Here is a 15,692-nt window from a genome sequence, read left to right as displayed (position 1 = left end):
TATGCACGCTGGGGAGCCCGCGGGCCGCACGGTGACGCCCACCACAGCGCGCCACGGTCCTGGCTAGTCGAGCGCCCTCCCCAGGTACGCCCGCAGCAGCTCCCGCATCTCCGCGATGATCTCCTCGTCTCCTTCGGGAGACACCCGGAAGGCCAGGTGGACCAGGGTGTCCGCGGTTTCCACCGCGATCAGCAGCGTGCGGCGCAGGGCTTCGTCCGGTTCTCGGCCGAGGTACGCCGACAGCAGTTCGGTCAGGCGGTCGGCGACGCGGTGGTTCGGTTCGGCGTAGCGGGCGCCGACCGGGATCTGGTTGCCGAAGTCGACGAGGGAGAAGCCGGGCGCCGTGCGCTTCATGTCGAGGTACTCGTCGAGCATGGCGTCCATGGCGGCGCGCCAGCCGCCCTCGCCCTTCGCCTCGGCCAGGCGGTGGGTGACGCGCTCGGTGTAGCGCTCGAGGTTGCGTTCGGCCAGGGCGTCGACCATGGCCCGCTTGTTGCCGAAGAAGCGGTAGACGGAGCCTATGGGGACTCCCGCGCGCAGGGCCACGGCCCGGGTGCTGAGGGCGTCGTAACCGACCTCGTCGAGCAGGTCGGCGCAGGCGTCGAGGATTCTGGTCAGTCGTTCGGCGCTACGGCGCTGGACGGGCGCGCGGCGCAGCGATGTCGCTTGGGGCACGGGCCTCATCATGCCTTTCCGCCGGGTGCAGGTGAACCTCGCTTCTCTGTACGGGAATCGGTGACCTCTGCACTCATCGGGCGTGCGCGGAGTCCATCCGCTGCTCGCGGAGCCCGGCGCCTACCCCTCCGCGCCGGACGCCGGGCTCGGCGTCTGCGCCGTCCCGGACGCCGGGCTCGGCGCCTCCTCCGTCCCGGACACCGTGATGTCCGCCGTGCTCTCCACCGGCTTGCCGTGCACCGCCCACACCGTCTGGTCGTCCGCGTACAGCCGGACCGTGACGTGGTGCGTGCCGCGCGGGACCAGCCGGCCGGGCAGGTGGTAGTCGGGGGTGCGCAGCCGGGTGAGGGCGTGGCCGTCCAGGTAGAGCCGCGCCGTACCGCGGCCGGCCACGGCCACCGGGCGCACACCGGGAGGGGAGAAGCGGAAGTGACGGACCGTCAGCCGCACGTCCCAGGCGCCACCCGAGGCCGGCTGCACCTCGACCGCCACCTGGGGCGCGCTCTTCTTGTCGATCTCACGGTAGTGCCGCCCTCCCTCGTCCGTGCCGTCCAGTACCTTGCCCACCGGTGAGGCCGGCACCTCACCCTTCCGCTCGTGCGCCTCGCTGGAGGCGCAGCCCGCCGAGCCGCCGAGCAGGGCACCCACCGCGAGCGCGACGAGCAGTCCGCGCGTCCACGACATGCCGGAGAGCGTATTGCGCCCTCCCGGCCGGCCGGATCCCCCTGAAGTCGGGTTCTCGCGTCCCCCGCCAGTTGCACTCGGCCTCCGCCCTCATCTCCGCCTCCGCTCCGCCCCTCCCCCTTGCGCACCCGTCCACCGAATCCTACGGTGAAGCATAGGAATCAGCGACGAGGGAGCGGTGATGAGCGGGGACGCGAGGAAGATCGCGGAGGGGTTGTCCTATCTCTCCGGGTTCGGCAACGAGCACAGCTCGGAGGCGGTCCCGGGCGCCCTGCCCGAGGGCCGCAACTCGCCGCAGCGCGCCCCACTCGGGCTGTACGCGGAGCAGCTGAGCGGTACGGCGTTCACCGAGCCGAGGGCGCACAACCGCCGCTCGTGGCTGTACCGGATCCGCCCCTCGGCGGCGCACCCGGCGTTCACCCGCACGGACAACGGCACGATCCGCACGGCCCCGTTCACCGAGTCGGTGCCCGACCCCAACCGGCTGCGCTGGAACCCGCTGCCGGAGCCCCCGGCGGGGACCGACTTCCTCGCGGGCCTGTGGACCCTCGGCGGCAACGGCGACGCCACCCAGCGCACCGGCATGGCCGTGCACCTCTACCACGCCAACGCCTCCATGGAACGGGTGTTCAGCGACGCGGACGGCGAACTCCTGATCGTTCCGGAACGCGGTGGGCTGCTGCTGCACACCGAGTTCGGGATGATGCACGGGGAGCCCGGTCATGTGGCGCTGATCCCGCGCGGGGTGCGATTCCGTGTGGAGTTGCTTGATGAGTCGGCGCGCGGCTATGTGTGCGAGAACTACGGCGCACCCTTCCGCCTCCCCGACCTCGGCCCGATCGGCGCCAACGGCCTCGCGAACGCGAGGGACTTCCGGGCGCCGGTCGCCGCGTACGAGGACGTCGAGGGTCCGGTGGAGGTGGTGAACAAGTTCTGCGGAAACCTCTGGACGGCCACCTACGACCACTCACCGCTCGACGTCGTCGCCTGGCACGGCAACCATGTGCCGTACATCTACGACCTGCGCCGTTTCAATGTGCTCGGGACCATCTCGTACGACCACCCGGACCCGTCCATCTTCACGGTGCTCACGTCCCCGTCCGACACCCCCGGACTGGCGGGCGTCGACTTCGTGGTCTTCGCGCCGCGCTGGCTGGTGGGCGAGGACACGTTCCGGCCGCCGTACTTCCACCGGAACGTGATGAGCGAGTACATGGGCCTGGTCGAGGGCGCCTACGACGCGAAAGCGGAGGGCTTCGTGCCGGGCGGCGGCTCGCTGCACAACATGATGTCGGCGCACGGCCCGGACCGCGAGACGTTCGAGAGGGCGAGCGCGGCCGAGCTCAAGCCGCAGAAGATCGACGACGGGCTGGCGTTCATGTTCGAGACGCGCTGGCCGGTGACCCTCACCCCGCAGGCCGCCCGGGCGGAGCACCTGCAACGCGGGTATGACGACGTGTGGCAGGGCCTCGAACGCCACTTCCACCCCTTGCCCTGAGGATTCCCTACCGGTACGGATGGCCCGTGACCTCCTTCGCGCCCGACTCGATCGTCCTGAACCGCAAGCTGCCGCTCTGGTACCAGGTGTCGCAGTCGCTGCGTGCCTCGATACTCGGCCGCTCGCCCGGGGATCCGCTGCGCCTGCCCACCGAGGAGCAGCTGGCGGGGCACTACGGGGTCAGCGTGCTGACCATGCGGCAGGCGTTGAAGGAGCTGGAGGACGAGGGACTGATCACGCGCCACCGCCGGCGCGGCACGTTCATCGAGCCCAGCGCGCAAAGGGGAGCCCCCGTGCGGCTGCTGGGCTCGGTGGACGCGATCGTCGCCCAGCAGTCCGGCATGACGACGGAACTGCTCGACCACGGCGCGCGCCCGGTGCCCGGCGAACTCGCCGAGCACTTCCCGGATCTGGCCGAGGTCGCGACGTACCACCGGCTGCGCAGCGACGAGAAGACGGGTGAGCCCACCAACCACGCCCGCAACTACGTACGCCCCGAACTGGCCGAGCGCATCGACCTGGACGACCTGGTGCGCTGGCCTATGACCAAGGTGCTGCGGGACGTCGTGGGCGCCGACATCAGCCGCATCACGGACACCGTGGAGGCCCGGCTCGCCGACCCGGAGACGGCCCAGCTCCTCCAGGTCCCGCTGCTCAGCCCGATCCTGCACTACACGGGAGTGACCTACGACGGCGACGGGCGCGCGCTGGACGTGGCCGTCATCCACTACCGGGGGGACCGTTTCTCCTTCACGGTCACCCTCGAGGCCACCTGACCACGTCGTACGATGCCCAGCGTGACGCACGACGACGCTCCGCTGCTCGCGGACCTCATGCCGTGGTCCGTCGCATCCCCGCGGCCGGGCCGTGCCTGGCCCTCGGCGCCCGACGCGGCGTCCCTCAAGGCCCGCTGGGACGCCCTGATGAAGGCCGACGGTCCCGACCGGGAGGCTCTGTTCGAGCCGACGCGCTCGCGCACCCTGCACTCGGCGGTCGGCCGGCTGCCCGGCCAGACGAGCGGCACGGAGAAGCTGTCGCGCGCATCGGGACCCTGTTCGGAGCCGATACGCGTCCTGCTGGCCCCCTTCGACGAGCAGTGGCTGATCCCCGACCACCGGCTGATCGACGCCGCCCGGCCGGAACTGTGGCGGGTGGCGGACGAGCACCAGATCTTCGCCGTGGAGACGGCCACGGACGCGGGCGGCCCCCTCCTGCTCGCGACGTCGCTCCTGCCGCTGGTCCGACCCGGCCGCATCCGCCCGCTGTACCGCCGCCCCGGGGCCGGGGAACCCAACCTCACCCCCGGCCTCCTGGAGCACCTGGCGTCCCGCCTGGGCCGCTCCCCCGCCCCTGTGGACGTCCTGGCCTGGATCGTCGCGACCGTGCGCCCCGGTCTCACCGTCCCCCTCACCGCGGACCCCGGCCTCTGGATCCGGGGCGTCGAGCTGGGCCACCGCATGCTGTGGCTGATGCGCCGCGACGGCGACCGCCCGAAACTCCCGGGCGGTCGTCGCCCCTACGTCCGCGCCCCGCTCCCCTCTCGGCCCCTGAGCCTCCACTACGACCGTGACGAGGAGACCCTGCACGTCGACGAGGGCCGCATCTCCCCGGTACCGCCGGAGGCGTGGGACTTCGAGGTGGCCGGTGTCCGGGTGCTGGAACAGTGGTTCGCCGCCCGTACGGCGGAGGGAGTGCCGGGCGCGCTGACGGCGATCCGCCCCGCGACCTGGCCGCAGAACTGGACGTCGGAGCTGCTGGAGCTGATCACGATCCTGGCCCTGCTGGCGGAAGTACGGCCGCAGCAGGAGCAGTTGAACATCACGGCGCCCATCACGGCCACCGAACTGCGCGAGGCGGGGCTCCTGCCGGTACCGGAGGCGGCACGCCGCACGGCCTCCGTGCTGGACCACCACGAGGAGGGCCCGGAGGGGCAGTTCGCGCTGATCTAGTGCTGCTTCAGTGCTCCGGCACCAGGGTCTTTCGTTTGGATCAGGCCGGATCGAAGGCGTCGAGAACCCTTCCCAGCGTCCGTTCGAACGCGGCCTCCAGGTCAACGGGCCCGGAATACTCGGCGAGGGCCGCCGCCATCCGCGGATAGGCGCCGCTCGCCAACTGCTCCCCGAGATAAGCGGTCCTTACCGCATGCTCCTGATCCGCGGACCACGGCAGTGACCGGGTGCGTTCCGCGGTGGACAGCTCGGTCGCCGCGTGCATGGCCACGACGGCGTTGATCATCGCGATCAGTTCCATCTTCGTGCCGGAGGGCACCGCTACCGGGTCCAGGCAGGCAAGGCAGTGTTCCAGGTAGCGCAGGGCGTTCGGACTGAACCCGTACACCGGGGACAGCAGGCCCGGCAGCCAGGGATGGCGGTGCATCAGCGCACGGGTCTGGTGGGCGACCCTCAGCATGTCCGCGCGCCAGTCCCCCGACGGCTCCCACAGCTCGTGCTCACCGCTGACGGCGTCCATCATCAGCTCGTACAGGTCCTCCTTGCGGGGGACGTAGTTGTACAGCGACATCGTGCCGCAGCCCAGCTCCGCTGCGACGCGCCGCATCGAGACCGCGTCCAGCCCCTCGGCGTCCGCGATCCGCACGGCGGCGGCCGCGATGTCGGCCCGGCTGTACCCGGGCTTGGGACCTCGGCCCGTGCGCTCGGGGCGCGCCCAGATCACTTCGGGTTCGGCCGCTCGGCCCGCCATCGTTCATCACCTCGTCCACCATCGTAGTTACGTACGGCGTACGTAGTGCGCTATGGTCGAAGCATGACTACTACGTACACTGTACTTAGTGAGGGCCTGAGGAAGCGGTTCGGGCAGGTGCACGCCCTGCGCGGCCTCGACCTCGCGGTCCCCGAGGGGACGGTCTGCGGGGTGCTGGGGCCGAACGGGGCGGGCAAGACGACGGCCGTACGGCTGCTGACCACACTGCTGCACCCGGACGCCGGGTCGGCCCGGGTGGCGGGGCACGACCTGGTGCGCGAGCCCGCGGCCGTACGCCGAAGGATCGGCGTGACCGGGCAGGACACCTCGGTCGACGGGGACCTGACCGGGCGGCAGAACCTGCGGCTGTTCGCCCGGCTGCACCGGGTCCGGGACGCGACGGCGCGGGCCGACGAGCTGCTGGAGCGGTTCGGGCTCACCGAGGCCGCCGACCGGCCGGCGTCCGGCTACTCGGGCGGCATGCGGCGGCGACTGGACCTGGCGGCGAGCCTGGTGCGCCGACCCGACGTGCTCTTCCTGGACGAGCCCACCACGGGCCTGGACCCCGCCAGCCGCAACCGCATCTGGGACGCCGTGCGCGCTCTCACCGCCGAGGGCACGACGGTCCTGCTCACCACGCAGTACCTGGAGGAGGCCGACCAACTCGCCGACAGCATCGCCCTGGTGGACCGGGGGCAGGTCGCTCACACCGGCTCACCGGCCGAGCTCAAGGCGCTCATCGGGGTGTACGCGGAGGTCGTCGTCATGGACACGGACCTGATCGAGAAGGCGGCGGGCGTCCTCGACCGGCTGACCGGGGCCGAGCCGTCGCTGGACCGCGAGCGAGGCGCCGTCGGCGCCGTCACCCGGGACCCGACGCTCACCCTGCCCCGCCTGGTGCGCGCACTCGACACGGCGGGCGTGCCGCTGCTCGACGCGAGCCTGAGGCCGCCGACCCTCGACGACGTCTTCCTCCGCCTCACGAACAGCAAGGAGCCGGCGGCATGAGCACACTGGCGTACGACGGCACCGCGATGCTGGGACGTCAGCTGAAGCGGATCCGCAACAACCCGGGCCTGGTGGTCCTCACCCAGACGATGCCGATCACCATGCTGCTGTTCTTCGGGTACGTCTTCGGCAGCGCGGTCGCGATGCCCGGCGGGCAGTACCGGTCCTTCCTGGTCCCGGGGCTGCTGACGGCCACGGCCGCGGGCGGGGTGACCACGGGGATGCTCCAGGCCTCCCAGGACGCGCACCGGGGCGTGATGGACCGTCTGCGCACGCTGCCGGTGAGCCGGGCGGCCGTACCGCTCGGGCAGGCGGTCGCGGACCTGGTCGTCTCGGCGGTCGGCACGGTGCCGCTGCTGCTGGTCGGCCTCGCGGTGGGCTGGCGCGTCGAGGGATCGGCGGCCCGGGCGGCGGGCGCGCTCGCCCTGCTGCTGCTGTTCCGGTTCGCCTGTACCTGGGCCGGGATCCTCCTCGGGCTGCTGCCCCGGAACGAGGAGGCGGCCGGCCAGCTGGCCAGCACGACCTTCGTGCTGCCGCTGCTGTCCACCGCGTACATCCCCGCCGAGGGCATGCCCGGCTGGCTGCGCACCCTGGTCGAGTGGAACCCGATCAGCGCGGTCACCACGGCCTTGCGGGACCTCTTCGGGAACGCGCCCGTGCCCCGGGACGCTGCCTGGCCGGTGGCGCATCCCGTCGCCGGAGCGCTCGCCTGGTGCGCGGTGCTGATCGTGGTGTTCGCGCCGCTCGCCGTCCGCCGGTACGCGCGGCCCCGGTGACCGCCTGCTGACAAGGACGCCGCCGGCGGGTCATGATCCCGCCCATGGACCGTCTGCCGCTGCCCCTTGAGGGCATCACCGTCGTCGCCGTCGAACAGGCCGTCTCGGCGCCCTTCGCGACCCGCCAGCTCGCCGATCTCGGTGCCCGGGTCATCAAGGTCGAGCGGGTCGACGGCGGCGACTTCGCGCGCGGCTACGACACCGCCGCCCGCGGCCTCGCCTCCCACTTCGTGTGGTGCAACCGCGGCAAGGAGTCGATCGTCCTGGATCTGAAGGACCCGCGCGGACTGGACGTCGTACGGCGGCTGATCGCGGACGCGGACGTGTTCGTGCAGAACCTCGCACAGGGGGCGGCGGCCCGGCTCGGCCTGGACGCGGCCACACTGTGCGCCGCACATCCACGACTGGTCGCCGTGGACATCTCGGGATACGGGGCGTCGGGGCCGTACGCGGACAAGCGGGCCTACGACATGCTCGTGCAGTGCGAGGCGGGACTGGTGTCGGTGACCGGCACGCCGGAGCAGCCGGTCAAGGCGGGGATCCCGGCGGCCGACATCGCGGCGGCCATGTACGCGTTCTCGGGGGTGCTCGCGGCGCTCGTGCGGCGGGGCACCACCGGGCGCGGTGGGCCGGTGGAGGTCTCGATGCTGGAGGCTCTCGCGGAGTGGATGGGGCATCCGCTGCACCACGCGATGCACGACGGCACTCCCCCGGCGCGTACCGGCCTCGCGCACGCGGTCATCGCGCCCTACGACGCCTATCCGACGGCGGACGGCGGGCGCGTGCTGCTGTCCGTGCAGAACGACCGGGAGTGGCGGCGGCTCGCCGAACAGGTGCTCGGGCAGCCGGAGCTGGCGGACGATCCGGCGTACGCCACGAACGCGGCGCGGGTCACTCACCGGGACCGCACGGACGCGCTCGTCGGCAAGGCGCTGGGCGCGCTGGACGCCGACGAGGCGATGACCCGGCTGGAGGGCGCGGGCATCGCCTGCGCCCGCTTGAGGGACCTGTACGAGGTGGCGGAGCACCCTCAGCTGGCGGCCCGGGAGCGGTGGCGGGAAGTGGGGACACCGGTGGGGCCGCTGCGGGCACTGCTGCCGCCGATCACGCTGCCGGGCGGTACGGAGGCGCGGATGGGGGACGTGCCCGCGCTCGGGGAGCACACCGAGGCGCTGCTGCATGCCGTGGGGATGACGGACGAGGAGATCGCAGCGCTGCGCCGGGACGGTGTGACGGCCTGAGCGCGGGCCTTGAGGGAACGCGGGTGACGCTCAGCGCCCGCCGAACAGCGAACGACGCAGCCGGCGCAGCGGTGCGAAGAGCGACACACCGCTCATGCGTCCGCCCCTGCCGCTACGGCCGTGCGCGGCGTCACGCGCGGTGAGCTCACGCATCAGCGAGGTCGCCTCGGCCGCCTCGCGCTGCGGGACGGCGGGGCCGGCCAGCACCGAGAGATGGCGGTCGAGGCGCGAACTGGTCGCGCTGCTCCCGCAGGTGATCGCAGGGATCCTGGCCCTGCTGCGCACTGTTATCTGTTCCATGTCACTCCCCACCCGTACGAGTCCACCCGGCCCGGGCAGAGTAACCCTATCGCTCTCTCGTGGCACGCGTGTATCGCGGGCACAGGATTCACCTTCCCCATAAGGGCGTTGACGAACCGTTGACGACTACCCTCCGAAACCGATGGAGTGCAGGGCGAGTTGGACAACCGGCTGGCCGGTGGGCTGAGGTGACCCTCCGTCGGGTTCGACGGTCACGGCGAGTGACGTCGCCGACTTGGTCAGGCCGCTCGCGATCAGGGGCGTGTCGCCGTCGAAGAGCCCGAGGGAGCGCGGTTGCACGCCCGGGCGCATCAGCCAGAGCTGGTGCACACGGCCGCTGGGCGGTGCACCCAGTCCGCGGAGGGTGACGACGGCGCGCCCCTCGGATGCGGAGGCGATCACTCCGATTCCTCGGCCCCTGGCATCCCGGTCGCTGGTGGCACGGGCGTCCGGTGCGGCGAGAACGTGTGCGATCTCACGTGCCTCGGCGCGCTCGGCGTCGAGTCGGTCCTGCGTCCGCGCGGCCTGCACGGCGAAGAGCGCTGCGACGACGAGGGCCGCCGCGGCCGTGGCGGTGGCCAGCGGGGCGAACAGGGGGCGCAGCCGCGGCGCACGGGTGCGCGGCGGCGGTGGCGCCGTGCCCCAGACGTGCGGCGGCAGATGCGGTTCGTGGACGCCGGACGCTCCCTGCGCGGGCGCGGGGTCCTGCGGGGTGTTCCGTACGGCGGTCAGGACCCGGTCGCGCAGGCCGGGCGGGGCCAGGGCCGTGGTCGACCAGGCGAGCCGCACCGCGTCCTCGGACAGGTCCCGCACCTCGGCGGCGCAGCGGTCACAGCCCTTCAGATGCCTCTCGAAGCGGAGGCGTTCGGCGGGCTCGAGGGCGTCCAGGGCATAGGGCGCGGCCAGGGAGTGGAGGTCCTCACGGCGCAGCAGTCGGCCGAGGATGCTCATGCGACCCCTCCCAGGCACTGGCGCAGCCGGGTGAGTCCGTCGCGCATCCGCGTCTTGACCGTGCCGAGCGGCAGTGAGAGCCGCTCGGCCACCTCACGGTATGTGTAACCGTCGTAGTAGGCGAGCGTGACCGACTGGCGTTGCAGCGCGGTGAGGCGGTCCAGGCAGCGGCGCACCCACTCGCGTTCCAGACCGGCCTCCACCTCCTCGGCGACCTGGTCGAAGGCGGGATGGTGGGCGCGCCGGGCCTCGCGCTGCTCGCGCTCGCCGGCCGCACGGGCGCTGCGCACCCGGTCGACGGCACGGCGGTGGGTGAGGGTGAGGATCCACGACAGGGCACTGCCGCGACGGGGGTCGAACTTGGGGGCGGAGCGCCACAGTTCGAGCAGCACCTCCTGCGCCACCTCCTCCGACTGCGCCGGATCCCGCAGGACCCGGCGGACCAGTCCGAACACCGGCCCTGACACCAGTCCGTACAGCTCCTCGAAGGCCTTCTGGTCGCCTCCGGCCACGAGCACCAGAAGTTCGTCCGCCTCCACTCGTACCCCCCTCACCGACGCCGTGCACGGCATGCTCGCTCCACTGGGCGTTCGCTGCTGACTCCCCTTCGGAAGGGATACGGATCAGCGGGTCCGAAACGCGGGTCGAGCAGGCAGGAAAAGTTTTTCGGGATCCGACCAAGCCGTCCGGGCGATCGCTCCGTATCCCTGTGCGTCAGGCAAGTTGGCACTGAGGACGGACGGCATGACACCTATCTCCAGGAGCGGCGTGGGTCGTAGGGGGATCGCGACCCTCATCTGTGGTGCGCTGGCCGCCGGCGGGCTCGCAGCCGCCGGCGTGACCGCGCTGGAACCGGGGGCGGCCTCCGCCTCCTCCCACCGGGAGGCCCCGCTGATCTCGGGGCAGCCGCAGTACGACAACACCGACCTGTACGCGTTCGTCAGCCCGGACAAGCCGGACACGACGACGATCATCGCGAACTTCGTCCCGTTCGAGGAACCGGCGGGCGGTCCGAACTTCTACACGTTCGCGGAGGACGCGCAGTACGACCTCCACGTCGACAACAACGGTGACGCGCAGAGCGACCTGATCTTCCGCTACACGTTCAAGACGCACGTCAAGAACAAGAACACCTTCCTCTACAACACAGGTCCGGTCGACAGCCTCAAGGACCCCGACCTGAACGTCACTCAGACCTACGACATCGATCTGGTCAAGCTGCACAAGCAGAAGCTCGTGTCGAAGACGAGGATCGCGGACAACGTGCCGGTCGCCCCGTCGAACGTCGGCAAGGCGTCGATGCCGGACTACGGCAAGCTGCGCGACGAGGCGGTGTACAAGCTCGCGGGCGGGGCGACGACCTTCGCCGGGCAGGCCGACGACCCGTTCTTCGCGGACCTGCGGGTCTTCGACCTGCTGTACGGCGGGAACCTCTCGGAGGTCGGGAACGACACCCTCAAGGGCTACAACGTCAACTCCCTGGCGCTGCAGGTGCCGAACCACCTGATCCGCGAGTCGTCGTACCAGCCGGTCGTCGGAATCTGGGGAACCGTCCAGCGCAAGGACGCGCGCGGGCACTGGTCGCAGGTCTCGCGCCTCGGCAACCCGCTGGTCAACGAGGTGGTCAACCCGCAGAAGGACAAGGACAAGTTCAACGCGTCCTCGCCGTACGACGACGCGCAGTTCCTGAAGAACGTGACGAACCCGGAGCTGCCGAAGCTCATCGAGGCGATCTACAAGATCAAGGCGCCGTCGGAGCCGCGCAACGACCTCGTGGACGTGTTCCTCAAGGGCGTGAAGGGCCTCAACCAGCCGCCGTACGTGCGGCCGGCGGAGGAGCTGCGGCTCAACACCTCGATCAAACCGAGCGCCAGCCCTAAGCGGCTGGGCGTGCTGGACGGCGACAACGCGGGCTTCCCGAACGGGCGCCGGCTCACCGACGACGTGATCGACGAGGCGCTGCAGGTCGTGGAGGGCGAGCTGGTCGGCTCCAAGAACGACCTGGGCGACGGTGTCGACGAGAACGACCAGAAGTTCGGGCACTCCTTCCCGTACCTCGCCCAGCCGACGTCCGGGTCGCGCGGCCCGCTGGCGAAGGGCACCGGCAACAACGTGCGCAACCAGCTGGGTGACGGACTGCAGGCGACGGGTGCCGGCACGAACACCACGCTGGTCGCGACGTCCGCCGCCGGTGGCGTCGTGGGGGTCCTGCTGATCGGCACGGCCCTGATGTGGTGGCGCCGCCGCACCCGCTACCGCGCGTACTGACGGCCGGTCGCCGTCCCCCGAACCGGCGCGGCCCGCACTTCCCCGTCCCCCACGGCGCGGGCCGCGCCACCCCGTTTTCCGCCCAGCAGATCGAGGAGAGGGCATGTCCCCGCGTACGAACGACAACGCCCCGGAGACCGGCCACGGCGACCGTGAAGAGGCGGCCCCCGGGAGGCCGACGCTCCGCACCGCGGAGACCGGGTCCGAGAAGGCCGTCAGGGAGGCCTGGGAGCGTGCCTTCGGCGCCGGGGGCGCCGACGCGCCGGACGAACGCGCCGACGCCCCGCACCCGGCTCGGACCCCGGCGGCCGACTCCGCCCGGGACGGCGCTGCGGTCACCGGGTCGGCCACGCCGAAGGCCGAGGAGGCGGCCTGCGGGGCCCGTTCGGCCGAGCCGACACCCGAGGAGCAGGCATCGGCCGACACGCAGGGCGGCGGACGGACGGCACCTTCGCCGCCGGCCGAGGGGCCGGAGGCCGGCGAGGCCACCAAGGTCACGGAGGTCACCCGGGCCACCGAGGTCGAGGTCACCGAGATCACCGAGGTCACCGAGGCCGATGCGACTGAGGCTGACGGTGAGGCGACCGATGCACCGGTTGCCGCGACAGCGGAGTCCCCCGGCCCAGCCGATGAGCGGGTCGCCGCTGTGCGGCGGTTCTCCGCCGCCGGGCGGCGGTGGCGGGGTGTGCAGCTCGCGGTCTGTGCCGCCTCCCTGGCCGTCGCGCTCACCGCCGGGGCCGTGGTCGTCGGGGCACTGCGGGACAGCGGTACCGTGCCTGTCGCCTCGACGCCCGGCGGGGTGTCGCCCGAGCTCCTGGCCGGCGGCGATCTCGACGGCGGCATCCGGGCGCTGCAGGCTCACCTCCGCGCCCAGCCCCGCGACTACGGCAGCTGGGCCACCCTCGGCCTCGCCTACGTCGAGCAGGCCCGGACCAAGGGCGACCCCTCCCGCTATCCGCAGGCCGAGCGCGCGCTGGAGCGATCGCTGCGGGTCCGGCCCGGCAACGACGCCGCGCTCGCCGGCCGCGCCGCCCTCGCGGCCGCCCGGCACGACTTCACCGGCGCCCTGGACTACGCGGAGCAGGCCCTGCGGCAGAACCCCTACAGCGAGCGCGCCCTGTGCTCCCGTATCGACGCCCTCGTCGAACTCGGCCGCTACGGCGACGCCTCGAAGGCCGCCGACCTGGCCGACTCCCGCCACCCGGGCGTCCCCGTCTTCACCCGCTACGCCTACGTCCACGAGCTGCGCGGCGACGTGGGCACCGCCCGCCGCGTCCTGGAGCAGGCACTGGACACGGCCACCTCTCGTGGCGACACCGCGTACGTCGCCACCGCGCTCGGTCAGCTCGCCTGGAGCCAGGGCCAGTACGAGACCGCCCTCGACTTCTACGCCCGCGCCCTCGCCGCCGACGACACCTACCTCCCCGCCCTCGAGGGCCGCGCCCGTGCCCAGGCCGCCCGGGGCGACACGGCCGGTGCGGTGCGCGGCATGGAGCAGGTCGTGGAGCGCTATCCGCTGCCCCAGCCGCTCGTGGAGCTGGGAGAGTTGTACGAGGCGCGCGGCACGTCCGGTGACCCGGCCAAGGCCCGCGACCAGTACGCCCTCGTCGACGCCTGGGTCTCCCTGGCCCGCGCCAACGGGGTCGACGCCGACCTCGACACCGCTCTCGCCGCCGCCGACCACGGCGACCGCGCGGCCGCGCTGAAGGCCGCCCGTGCCGAGTGGGCACGCCGCCACACCGTGCACACCGCCGACGCCCTCGCCTGGGCCCTGCACGTCAACGGCCGCGACCAGGAAGCCCTTCCGTACGCCCGTCAGGCCACGGCCACCGGCTACCGCAACGCGGCCTTCCTCTACCACCGCGGCATGATCGAGCGCGCCACCGGTGACACCGGCCAGGCCCGCGCCTCCCTCACCGCCGCGCTCGAGCTGAACCCCGGCTTCTCCCCGCTGGGCGCGCGCGAGGCCCGTAAGGCCCTGGAGGCGATGCGGTGAACACCCGTCGTACCGCCGCCTGTGGCGCGGCCCTCCTCACGGCCCTGTGCGCGCTCGTCCTCGGCCCCGCCTCCGCCGCGAGCGCCCACCCGCTCGGCAACTTCACCGTCAACCGCTACGACGGCCTGGTCGCCGCGCCCGGGCAGATGCGCGTCGACCACGTCGAGGACCTCGCCGAGATCCCAGCGACCCAGGCAAGGCCCGACATCACCAGGCTCGGCCTGACCGCATGGGCCCGTCAGCGCTGCGCGAAGGCCGCCGAGGGCAGCACGCTCACCGTCGGCGGACACCCGGCCCCGCTGAGCGTCCGAACCAGCCGCGCCCAGCTGCGGCCCGGGCAGGCGGGGCTCAACACCCTGCGCCTGGAGTGCCGGCTGACCGCACCGCTGCCCAAGGGCGACGCCCTCGCCGTCGGCTTCCACAGCGCGGGCGTCGCCACCGGGCCCGGCTGGAGCGAGGTCACCGCGCGCGGCGACCGTATGACCCTGACCGCGTCCGACGTGCCGAAGACGTCCGTGTCCCACGAACTGACCAGCTATCCCAAGGAGTTGCTCTCCTCACCGGCCGACACGGTCGAGGCCTCGCTCCGGGTGCGCCCGGGAGGCCCCGCCCTGGCCGGGGACCAGCGGGACGCGCCCGCCGCCTCGATCCTTCCGCGCGGCGCGGACCGCTGGACGCGCGCCCTGGACAACCTGGTCGCCCGCCACCACCTCACGCTCGGATTCGCCGCCCTCGCCCTGGTCGTCGCCATCGGCCTCGGCGCGATGCACGCTCTCGCGCCGGGCCACGGCAAGACCCTGATGGCGGCGACGGCGGCCGCCCGCGGGGGCCGGGCCGGGCTCCGGGACGTGCTTCCGCTGGCCGCGTCGGTGACGGTCACCCACACCCTGGGCGTGGTCGCCCTCGGCCTGCTGGTCACGGCCGGTTCGGCGGCGGCTCCGTCGGTGATCGCCTGGCTGGGGATGGCGAGCGGAGTCCTGGTCACCCTGGCGGGCGCGTCCCTCGTACGCCGGGCCTGGCGCAACCGTGGCCACACCCACGGGCACGGGCACGGGCACACGCACGACCACGGACACGCGCACGGCCACGGGCACGCGCATGCACACGACGACGGACACCCCGATGAGCACGAGCACGACCACGAGCACGAACATCCCGCACACGGCCACGATCACGGTCACAGTCACGAACACCTCCCCACCCACTCCCACGGCGGCATCCCCCACACCCACCCCACCGCCCCCACCCTCCGCGGCACGATCCTCCTCGGCTTCGCCGGCGGGCTGGTCCCCAGTCCCTCCGCCGTCGTCGTCCTCGTCGGTGCCGCCGCGCTCGGCCAGGCCTGGTTCGGGCTGCTGCTCGTCGTCGCGTACGGCGTCGGGCTCGCCCTGACGCTGACCGCGGCGGGGTTCGCCGTGGTCAAGCTGGGCAGCGGGATGAACCGCCTCCTGGACCGGCGCCCGCGCTGGACCCGGAACCCCGCGGCCGCCCTGGTGCGCAGGACCGCACCCCTCGGATCCGCCTTCGTGGTCCTCGCCCTGGGCGCCGGACTGGTGTTCAAGGGGGCGGCATCCGCACTCGGTTGAGCTACTTTT

The 15,692-nt window shown here is 72.5% G+C and carries 15 protein-coding genes; 9 read left to right on the top strand and 6 right to left on the bottom strand.

Going from position 1 to position 15,692, the window contains the following annotated elements; translation table 11 throughout:
- Positions 1–63 precede the first annotated feature (63 nt).
- Positions 64–684: a TetR family transcriptional regulator gene (locus ACFYZE_RS23750; RefSeq protein ID WP_388997745.1), complete on the bottom strand. Its 621-nt coding sequence runs from the start codon at positions 682–684 to the stop codon at positions 64–66.
- 111 nt (positions 685–795) lie between these two features.
- On the bottom strand, positions 796–1,359 hold the full coding sequence (locus tag ACFYZE_RS23745; RefSeq protein ID WP_388997481.1) for a hypothetical protein: 564 nt from the start codon (positions 1,357–1,359) through the stop codon (positions 796–798).
- 181 nt (positions 1,360–1,540) lie between these two features.
- On the opposite strand from ACFYZE_RS23745, the gene hmgA reads away from it, so the two are divergent.
- From hmgA to ACFYZE_RS23730, 3 genes are read left to right on the top strand one after another with little or no spacing between them, the layout of a single operon-like run.
- The gene (hmgA, locus tag ACFYZE_RS23740; RefSeq protein WP_388997479.1) at positions 1,541–2,857 is read left to right on the top strand and encodes a homogentisate 1,2-dioxygenase; all 1,317 of its coding nucleotides are present in this window, start codon (positions 1,541–1,543) and stop codon (positions 2,855–2,857) included.
- 26 nt (positions 2,858–2,883) lie between these two features.
- Entirely contained in the window at positions 2,884–3,633 is a 750-nt protein-coding gene (locus tag ACFYZE_RS23735; RefSeq protein WP_388997477.1) for a GntR family transcriptional regulator, read from the top strand.
- 12 nt (positions 3,634–3,645) lie between these two features.
- Positions 3,646–4,806, top strand: coding sequence for a type ISP restriction/modification enzyme (locus ACFYZE_RS23730; RefSeq protein WP_388997474.1), 1,161 nt, complete (start codon positions 3,646–3,648; stop codon positions 4,804–4,806).
- Between the two features lie 40 nt (positions 4,807–4,846).
- Here the strand turns inward: ACFYZE_RS23730 and ACFYZE_RS23725 are convergent, their stop codons facing one another.
- On the bottom strand, positions 4,847–5,557 hold the full coding sequence (locus ACFYZE_RS23725) for a TetR/AcrR family transcriptional regulator C-terminal domain-containing protein (protein WP_388997471.1): 711 nt from the start codon (positions 5,555–5,557) through the stop codon (positions 4,847–4,849).
- Between the two features lie 63 nt (positions 5,558–5,620).
- On the opposite strand from ACFYZE_RS23725, the gene ACFYZE_RS23720 reads away from it, so the two are divergent.
- From ACFYZE_RS23720 to ACFYZE_RS23710, 3 genes are read left to right on the top strand one after another with little or no spacing between them, the layout of a single operon-like run.
- Complete coding sequence (locus tag ACFYZE_RS23720) at positions 5,621–6,565, top strand: ATP-binding cassette domain-containing protein (RefSeq protein WP_388997468.1); 945 nt, start codon at positions 5,621–5,623, stop codon at positions 6,563–6,565.
- On the top strand, positions 6,562–7,341 hold the full coding sequence (locus ACFYZE_RS23715) for an ABC transporter permease (protein ID WP_388997466.1): 780 nt from the start codon (positions 6,562–6,564) through the stop codon (positions 7,339–7,341). The genes ACFYZE_RS23720 and ACFYZE_RS23715 overlap by 4 nt, the downstream gene beginning before the upstream one ends.
- Positions 7,342–7,385: 44 nt before the next feature.
- Positions 7,386–8,582 carry a CaiB/BaiF CoA transferase family protein gene (locus ACFYZE_RS23710; protein ID WP_388997463.1) on the top strand — a complete coding sequence of 399 codons (1,197 nt, stop codon included), beginning with the start codon at positions 7,386–7,388 and terminating at the stop codon, positions 8,580–8,582.
- 30 nt (positions 8,583–8,612) lie between these two features.
- Here the strand turns inward: ACFYZE_RS23710 and ACFYZE_RS23705 are convergent, their stop codons facing one another.
- The 3 genes from ACFYZE_RS23705 to ACFYZE_RS23695 all read right to left on the bottom strand — a co-directional run bounded on the left by ACFYZE_RS23705 (position 8,613) and on the right by ACFYZE_RS23695 (position 10,372).
- Entirely contained in the window at positions 8,613–8,882 is a 270-nt protein-coding gene (locus ACFYZE_RS23705; RefSeq protein WP_103845391.1) for a hypothetical protein, read from the bottom strand.
- 126 nt (positions 8,883–9,008) lie between these two features.
- A complete protein-coding gene (locus ACFYZE_RS23700; protein WP_388997460.1) occupies positions 9,009–9,833 on the bottom strand; it encodes an anti-sigma factor domain-containing protein in 825 nt (274 codons plus the stop codon).
- Positions 9,830–10,372, bottom strand: coding sequence for a sigma-70 family RNA polymerase sigma factor (locus ACFYZE_RS23695; RefSeq protein ID WP_388997743.1), 543 nt, complete (start codon positions 10,370–10,372; stop codon positions 9,830–9,832). The genes ACFYZE_RS23700 and ACFYZE_RS23695 overlap by 4 nt, the downstream gene beginning before the upstream one ends.
- Positions 10,373–10,577: 205 nt before the next feature.
- On the opposite strand from ACFYZE_RS23695, the gene ACFYZE_RS23690 reads away from it, so the two are divergent.
- The 3 genes from ACFYZE_RS23690 to ACFYZE_RS23680 all read left to right on the top strand — a co-directional run bounded on the left by ACFYZE_RS23690 (position 10,578) and on the right by ACFYZE_RS23680 (position 15,683).
- Positions 10,578–12,101 (top strand): DUF4331 domain-containing protein, encoded by a 1,524-nt coding sequence (locus tag ACFYZE_RS23690; protein ID WP_388997458.1) that lies wholly within the window; start codon positions 10,578–10,580, stop codon positions 12,099–12,101.
- A 103-nt stretch (positions 12,102–12,204) separates the two neighbouring features.
- Positions 12,205–14,097: a tetratricopeptide repeat protein gene (locus ACFYZE_RS23685; RefSeq protein ID WP_388997456.1), complete on the top strand. Its 1,893-nt coding sequence runs from the start codon at positions 12,205–12,207 to the stop codon at positions 14,095–14,097.
- A complete protein-coding gene (locus ACFYZE_RS23680) occupies positions 14,094–15,683 on the top strand; it encodes a sulfite exporter TauE/SafE family protein (protein ID WP_388997454.1) in 1,590 nt (529 codons plus the stop codon). The genes ACFYZE_RS23685 and ACFYZE_RS23680 overlap by 4 nt, the downstream gene beginning before the upstream one ends.
- Positions 15,684–15,692 lie beyond the last annotated feature (9 nt).

The sequence above is a fragment of the Streptomyces sp. NPDC001796 genome, assembly GCF_042892355.1.
GTDB lineage: Bacteria > Actinomycetota > Actinomycetes > Streptomycetales > Streptomycetaceae > Streptomyces.
This window is presented reverse-complemented; position numbering and strand designations above follow the sequence as displayed.